A 7162-nucleotide genomic window follows, 5' to 3' on the forward strand; every position below is an offset into this window, starting at 1 on the left:
AGGTGGCGCGCCCCCCTCCGCCGGGGCGCCCCACCTGGTCTGGGACTGGAACGGCACCCTGCTGCACGACATCCACGTCGTGCTGGAGGCCACCAACGCGGCCTTCGGCGAACTGGGGATGCCCGTCCTGACCCTCGACAGCTACCGCGACCTGTTCTGCGTCCCCATCCCGAAGTTCTACGAGCGCCTCCTCGGCCGACTGCCCACCGACGAGGAGTGGGTGGTGATGGACGGTGCCTTCCACCGCCACTACTTCGCGCGGATCGAGCGCACCGCCCTGACCGAGGGCGCCTCCGACCTCCTCGCCGCCTGGGGCGGCGCCGGCGGTACCCAGTCCGTCTGCTCGCTCGCGGGCCACGACCACCTGGCCGACTGGCTGACGCGGCTCGACATCCACCACCACTTCGCCCGGGTGGACGGTCACCCCGGCACCGGCCCGCGACAGGGCAAGGCCGACCAGATGGTGCGCCACCTCGCGGCCCTGAGGGGGGTGGATCCCGCCCGCACGGTGGTCATCGGGGACGCCACCGACGACGCCGTGGCCGCCGCCGCGGCGGGGGCCCGGGCCGTGCTCTACACGGGGGGCTCCCACAGCCGCCGCAGTCTGTCCGCCGCCGGTGTCCCCGTCGTGGACACCCTGGAGGAGGCGGTGCAGGTGGCGGGCGACATCGTCTCCTGAGACCGGCGCGCCTCCCCGGCCCGTCCCTGCTCCGGCGCGCCCCTCACCGGCCCGTCCCTGCTCCGGCGTGCCTCCGGGGCGCGCCGACCGTGCCCGGTGCGGGCGCGCCGGTGAGGGCCGCCGGCCGCCGGAGGACCCTCCCGATCCTCCCGGTGCGCACGCCCCGGGAGCGTCCCGGGACCCGACACGCCCCGGAATCGCTGCCCTGCCGGGCGGTCGGTCCTGCGGTACCGTTCCGATGGAGGTTCACCCGTCCGCCGCACCCGGGCGGCGGGTCCGGTGCCGTCGCCGCCCCGGCGCGTCGCGCGCCGTCCCCTCCGGGAACCGCGTGTCACCCGCGGGTCGCCCCGGTCCGCGGGCCACCCCCACCACGGGGGCGTCGCCGCGGGCCACGGTGCCGCGGCTCCTCGACCGTGCGGGAACGACCCGTCGGTGACCGATACGCCACACAGCCGAATGACAACACCGGGTGGTCCCCTCCGCGCCCGCGCCGGCGGTTCATGTCCACTTGGTCGAAATACCGCCCACCGCTTTGTACGAACGGCGGCGGGTGCGCCGGCACGGGAGGGGTAGCCTGAGCCCGTGATCAGCGCGATACCCGCCGGAGGCAGCGTCGCCTCCCCCGCCCCGGTCGCGGAGTCCGCCCCGACCGGGGAACCGGCTCCGCGCACCCCGCGCGGCCCGGTGCGGCCGGTCGTCGAAGGACGCGGCGGGGATCGCCCGTCTTCCCCGACCGAACGTCGCCCGCTGCATCCGACATCGAGTTCCCGACGTCGTGCGACGAGGCGCGACAGGAGTCAGAGGACATGCACAGCAAGCTGGATGACGTCAAAGCCGAATTGCTGAACCGCGCGGTCGAGGTCGCCGACCACGGCCCGGCGGGAAGCAGAACCGCCCAGCACCCGGACGCCGACGAGCTCCGGGCGTATCTCCAGCGCTACTACCTGTACGTCTCCCCGGAAGATCTCCAGGGACGTGACCCGGTCGACCTCTACGGGGCCGCGCTCTCCCACCGCCGGCTCGCCGTCCATCGCCCGCAGGGCACCGCCAACGTTCGTGTCCACACGCCGACGGTCGAGGAAGTGGGCTGGACCTGCAGCCACACCGTGGTGGAGGTCGTCACCGACGACATGCCCTTCCTGGTCGACTCGGTCACCAACGAACTCTCCCGGCAGGACCGGGGCATCCACATCGTCATCCACCCGCAGATGATCGTCCGCAGGGACGTCACCGGGAAGCTGCTCGAGGTCCTGGACGCCGGGCGCGATCCCTTCGGCGCGCGGGCCCACACCCATGAGCCGGAGGAGCTGCCCGGGGACGCGGTGATCGAGTCCTGGATCCACGTGGAGGTGGACCGGGAGACCGATCACGAGGACCTGCGACGCATCGAGGCCGACCTGCGGCGGGTGCTCAACGACGTCCGCGAGTCCGTGGAGGACTGGCGGAAGATGCGCGAGCGGGCGCTGGCCGTCGCCGACGAGTTGACCGTCCCGCCCGTCCTGGTGACCGACACCGGGACGGACGGGACGACCGGCGGGGAGGTCACCCCGCCCGCCGAGGAGGTCCGGGCCCTCGCCGACGGCACCGGGGACGAGGCCGAGGCGGAGAGGCGTCGACGCGTCCTGGAGGTCGAGGAGGCCCGCGAACTGCTCCGCTGGCTGGCCGCCGACCACTTCACCTTCCTCGGGTACCGCGAGTACCGCCTGGTGCGGGAGGACAACGGCGGTGAGGGGGACGTCCTGACCGCCGTCCCCGGCACCGGCCTGGGCATCCTCCGCTCCGACCCCACCCACACCCTGCCCGAGGGCGGCCCCGACACCCCGGTCGGCACCCCCGGCCGCACCGACATCGGTGACTACCACCCGGGCACGCGAGCCCCCGAGTCCCCGGCCTTCAGCCGGCTCACCCCCGCCGCCCGGGCCAAGGCCCGTGAACCCCGGGTGCTCATCCTCACCAAGGCCAACAGCCGCGCCACCGTGCACCGCCGGTCCTACCTGGACTACATCGGCGTCAAGAAGTTCGACGCCGAGGGCCGGGTGATCGGGGAGCGTCGCTTCCTGGGCCTGTTCTCCTCGGCGGCGTACACCGAGTCCGTGCGCCGGGTGCCGGTGATCCGCCGCAAGGTGGCCGAGGTGCTGGCCTCCGCCGGATTCGCCCCCGACAGCCACAGCGGCCGGGACCTGCTCCAGATCCTGGAGACCTACCCGCGCGACGAGCTGTTCCAGACCTCCGTGCCCATCCTGCGGGCCATCACCACCGCGGTGCTGCACCTTCAGGAGCGCCGCCGGCTGCGGCTGTTCCTGCGTCAGGACGACTACGGCCGCTACTACTCGGCCCTGGTCTACCTGCCCAGGGACCGTTGGACCACCTCGGTCCGGCTGCGGCTGAGTGACATCCTCTGCGAGGAACTGGGCGGCACCACCACGGACTTCACCGCCTGGAACACCGAGTCGGTGCTCTCCCGGCTGCACTTCGTGATCCGGGTCCCACCCGGCACCGAGCTGCCGGAGATCACCGAGGCGGACCGGGACCGCATCGAGGCCCGGCTCGCCGAGGCCTCCCGGTCCTGGACCGACGGCTTCGTCGACGCCCTTCTCGCCGAGTGCGGCGAGGAGCAGGCGGCCGAGCTGGGCCGTCGCTTCCAGCACGCCTTCCCCGAGGGCTACAAGGCCGACCATCCGCCACGCGCCGCCGTCGCCGACCTGCAGTACGTCATCGGCCTGCGCACCGGCGAGGACGGCCCGGACTTCGCCCTCAGCCTCTACGAGCCGGTCGGCGCGGCCCCCGGCGAGCGCCGCTTCAAGATCTACCGCACCGGTGAGCCGGTGACCCTCTCGGCGGTCCTGCCGGTGCTCCAGAACCTCGGTGTCGAGGTGGTCGACGAGCGACCCTACGAACTGCGTCCGGCGGACGGCTCCACCGCCTGGATCTACGACTTCGGGCTGCGTGTCCCCGAGTCCGTCGCCGGCGCCGTGAGCGCCGACGTGCGCGAGCGTTTCCAGGAAGCCTTCTCCGCCGCGTGGACCGGTGAGGCGGAGAACGACGGGATCAACGCCCTGGTGCTCTCCGCGGGGCTGACCTGGCGGCAGGCGATGGTGCTGCGCGCCTACGCCAAGTACCTGTGGCAGGCGGGGGCGAGGTTCTCCAAGGAGAACATGGAGGCCACGCTCCGCCGCAACGTCCACACCACCCGCCTGTTGGTCAACCTCTTCGAGGCCCGTCTGCACCCCGAACGGCAGCACGCCGGGCGCGAGTTGATCGACGGCATCCTGGAGGAACTGGACGGCGCCCTGGACGAGGTCTCCAACCTGGACGAGGACCGCATCCTCCGCGCCTTCCGCACCGTCATCCGGGCGACCCTGCGGTGCAACTACTTCCGTTCCGACACCGACACCCTCGCCGGGGGCGGGGAGGAGCCCGGTCGGCCCCGCCCCTACCTGTCGATGAAGCTCGACCCGCAGGCCATCCCCGACCTGCCCGAGCCGCGCCCGGCCTACGAGATCTGGGTGTACTCCCCGCGCGTGGAGGGTGTCCACCTGCGGTTCGGCAAGGTCGCCCGGGGCGGGCTGCGCTGGTCCGACCGGCGCGAGGACTTCCGCACCGAGATCCTGGGCCTGGTCAAGGCACAGGAGGTGAAGAACACCGTCATCGTGCCGGTCGGCGCCAAGGGCGGGTTCGTCGCCAAGCGGCTGCCGGCCCCCTCGAACCGGGAGGCCTGGCTGGCGGAGGGCGTCGCCTGCTACCGCACCTTCATCCGCGGCCTGCTGGACATCACCGACAACCTGGTGGAGGGCCGGGTCGTGCCGCCGCCCCGGGTGGTCCGGCACGACGGCGACGACACCTACCTCGTGGTCGCCGCCGACAAGGGCACCGCCACCTTCTCCGACATCGCCAACGAGGTGGCGGCGGAGTACGGCTTCTGGCTGGGGGACGCCTTCGCCTCCGGCGGTTCGGCCGGCTACGACCACAAGGCCATGGGCATCACCGCCCGGGGGGCCTGGGAGTCGGTCCGTCGGCACTTCCGCGAACTGGGCCACGACACCCAGACGCAGGACTTCACGGTCGTCGGCATCGGCGACATGTCCGGCGACGTCTTCGGCAACGGCATGCTGCTGTCGGAGCACATCCGGCTGGTCGCGGCCTTCGACCACCGGCACATCTTCCTGGACCCCGAGCCCGACGCCGCCGGCTCATGGGCGGAGCGCCGCCGGCTGTTCGAGCTGCCCCGTTCCTCCTGGGCCGACTACGACACCTCGCTGTTGTCCAGGGGCGGCGGTGTGCACCCGCGCACGGCCAAGTCCATCCCGCTCACCCCGCAGGTGCGCACGGCCCTGGACATCCCGTCCTCGGTCGCGACGATGACCCCCGCCGAGCTGATGCAGGCGATCCTGCGGGCGCCGGTGGACCTGTTGTGGAACGGCGGCATCGGTACCTACGTCAAGGCGTCCACCGAGAGCCACGCCGCCGTCGGTGACCGTGCCAACGACGCGATCCGGGTGGACGGCCGGGACCTGCGGGTCAAGGTGGTCGGCGAGGGCGGCAACCTGGGTCTGACCCAGTTGGGGCGCATCGAGTTCGCCCGCGCCGGCGGGCACTGCAACACCGACGCCATCGACAACAGCGCCGGTGTGGACACCTCCGACCACGAGGTGAACATCAAGATCCTGCTCAACGACGTGGTCGCGAACGGGGACCTCACCGTCAAGCAGCGCAACCGACTGCTGGCGGAGATGACCGACGAGGTCGGCGAGATCGTGCTGCGCAACAACCACGCGCAGAACGTGGTCCTGGCCACCTCCGAGGCCACCGCGTCCGGCCTGCTCCTGGCCCACCAGCGCTTCATCCGCTCCCTGGAGGCGGAGGGCCGGCTGGACCGGCGGTTGGAGTTCCTGCCGGACGACGAGGAGATCGCCGAGCGGCTGCACGCGGGGGAGGGGCTGACCCAGCCGGAACTGGCGGTGCTGCTGGCGTACGCCAAGCTCACCGCCACCGAGGCCCTGGTCGGCACCGACCTGCCCGACGACCCCCACCTGCAGAGCCTGTTGGAGGTGTACTTCCCCGGTCCGCTGCGCGAGCGCTTCCAGGCCCGGATCGAGCGCCACGCGCTGCGCCGGGAGATCATCACCACCCTCCTGGTCAACGACACGATCAACGTCGGCGGTCCCTCCTTCCTGCACCGGATGCACGAGGAATCCGGTGCCTCGGTGGAGGAGATCGTCCGGGCGCACACCGCCGCCCGGGCCATCTTCGGTCTGCAACGGATCTGGGACACCGCCGAGCGGTTGGCCAACGACGTCCCGGCGACCGTCCTGACCGGCATCCGGCTGCACTCACGGCGCATGGTCGAGCGCGGGGCCCGGTGGCTGCTGAACAACCGGCCGCAGCCGCTGCGGCTCGCGGAGACCATCGAGGTCTTCTCCGAGCGGTTGGGCCAGGTGTGGCTGGAGCTGCCCAAGCTGCTGCGCGGCCGTGACCTGGAGGTGCACACCGCCACCCACGACGAACTGGTGGGCAGCGGGGTGCCTCCCGAGCTGGCCCAGCAGGTCGCCGGTTTCACCGCCGTCCTCCCCGCCCTCGACGTGGTGGCCGTCGCCGATCGCACCGGCCGGGACCTGCTGGACGTGGCGCAGGTGTACTACCACCTCGCCGACCAGTTGGGCATCTCCCGGCTCCAGGACCGGATCGGCATGCTGCCGCGCGCCGACCGCTGGCAGTCGATGGCGCGCACCGCGATCCGGGAGGATCTGTACGCGGCGCACCAGCTGATCACGGCCGATGTGCTGGCCGCCGGTGAGGCGGGGGCCGACCCGGAGGAGATGTGGGAGGCGTGGGCCTCCCGCAACCGGGCGATCCTCACCCGCGCCCGTTCGACGCTGGCGGAGATCCAGAGCTCCGACGACTTCGATCTGGCCAACCTGTCGGTCGCGATGCGGACGATGCGCACCCTGCTGCGCAGCAACCGCTGACGCGCCGCGTCGTCCACCGCCGCGCCCCCGGCCCCGGGACCTCCCGGGGCCGGGGGCGCGGGGTTTCCGCGGGTCTCCGTGAATTTCCGCGGGTTCTCCGGGGGGCTTTCCCGGCGGCGCCGCCGGGGCCTGCGCGGGGCCCGGCCGGGGTGGTTCCCGGCTCCCGGTCCCCCGCACGGCCCCGGAAAAGACGACGCGGGAGACGGTCGTTCCTAGGGTGACGGGCATGGAGCCAGTGATGACCAGCAGCGGTGTCGGCCGGGCCACGGCCGCGATGCCCGCCCCCGGTCGGGCCCCGGCCGCGACGATCCTGCCGGAGGAGTGGGCCCGCACCCCGGTGCTGGTGGTGATGCCGACCTACAACGAGGCGGGCACCCTGCCGGGGGTGGTGGGGGAGCTGATGGCGCTGCCGCTGCCCGGGCTGCGGCTGCTGATCGTGGACGACGCCAGTCCCGACGGCACCGGCCGCATCGCCGAGGGACTGGCGCGCCGGTACGGGGGGCCGGGGCGTCCGGGG

The 7162-nt window shown here is 72.8% G+C and carries 3 protein-coding genes; all 3 read left to right on the forward strand.

Going from position 1 to position 7162, the window contains the following annotated elements; translation table 11 throughout:
* Nucleotides 1-34 precede the first annotated feature (34 nt).
* The gene (locus FNQ90_RS07755; protein WP_182605692.1) at nt 35-679 is read left to right on the forward strand and encodes an HAD family hydrolase; all 645 of its coding nucleotides are present in this window, start codon (nt 35-37) and stop codon (nt 677-679) included.
* Nucleotides 680-1485: 806 nt separating this feature from the next.
* A complete protein-coding gene (locus tag FNQ90_RS07760; RefSeq protein ID WP_182605690.1) occupies nt 1486-6645 on the forward strand; it encodes an NAD-glutamate dehydrogenase in 5160 nt (1719 codons plus the stop codon).
* Nucleotides 6646-6919: 274 nt separating this feature from the next.
* A partial coding sequence (locus FNQ90_RS07765) for a glycosyltransferase (protein WP_182605693.1) occupies nt 6920-7162 on the forward strand: 243 nt, incomplete at its 3' end.

This window comes from Streptomyces alkaliphilus (assembly GCF_014141535.1).
GTDB lineage: Bacteria > Actinomycetota > Actinomycetes > Streptomycetales > Streptomycetaceae > Streptomyces > Streptomyces alkaliphilus.

Bases quoted from the DNA above. Each gene is read 5' to 3' on its own strand.
- FNQ90_RS07760 (WP_182605690.1), top strand. From the start codon at position 1,486: ATGCACAGCAAGCTGGATGACGTCAAAGCCGAATTGCTGAACCGCGCG.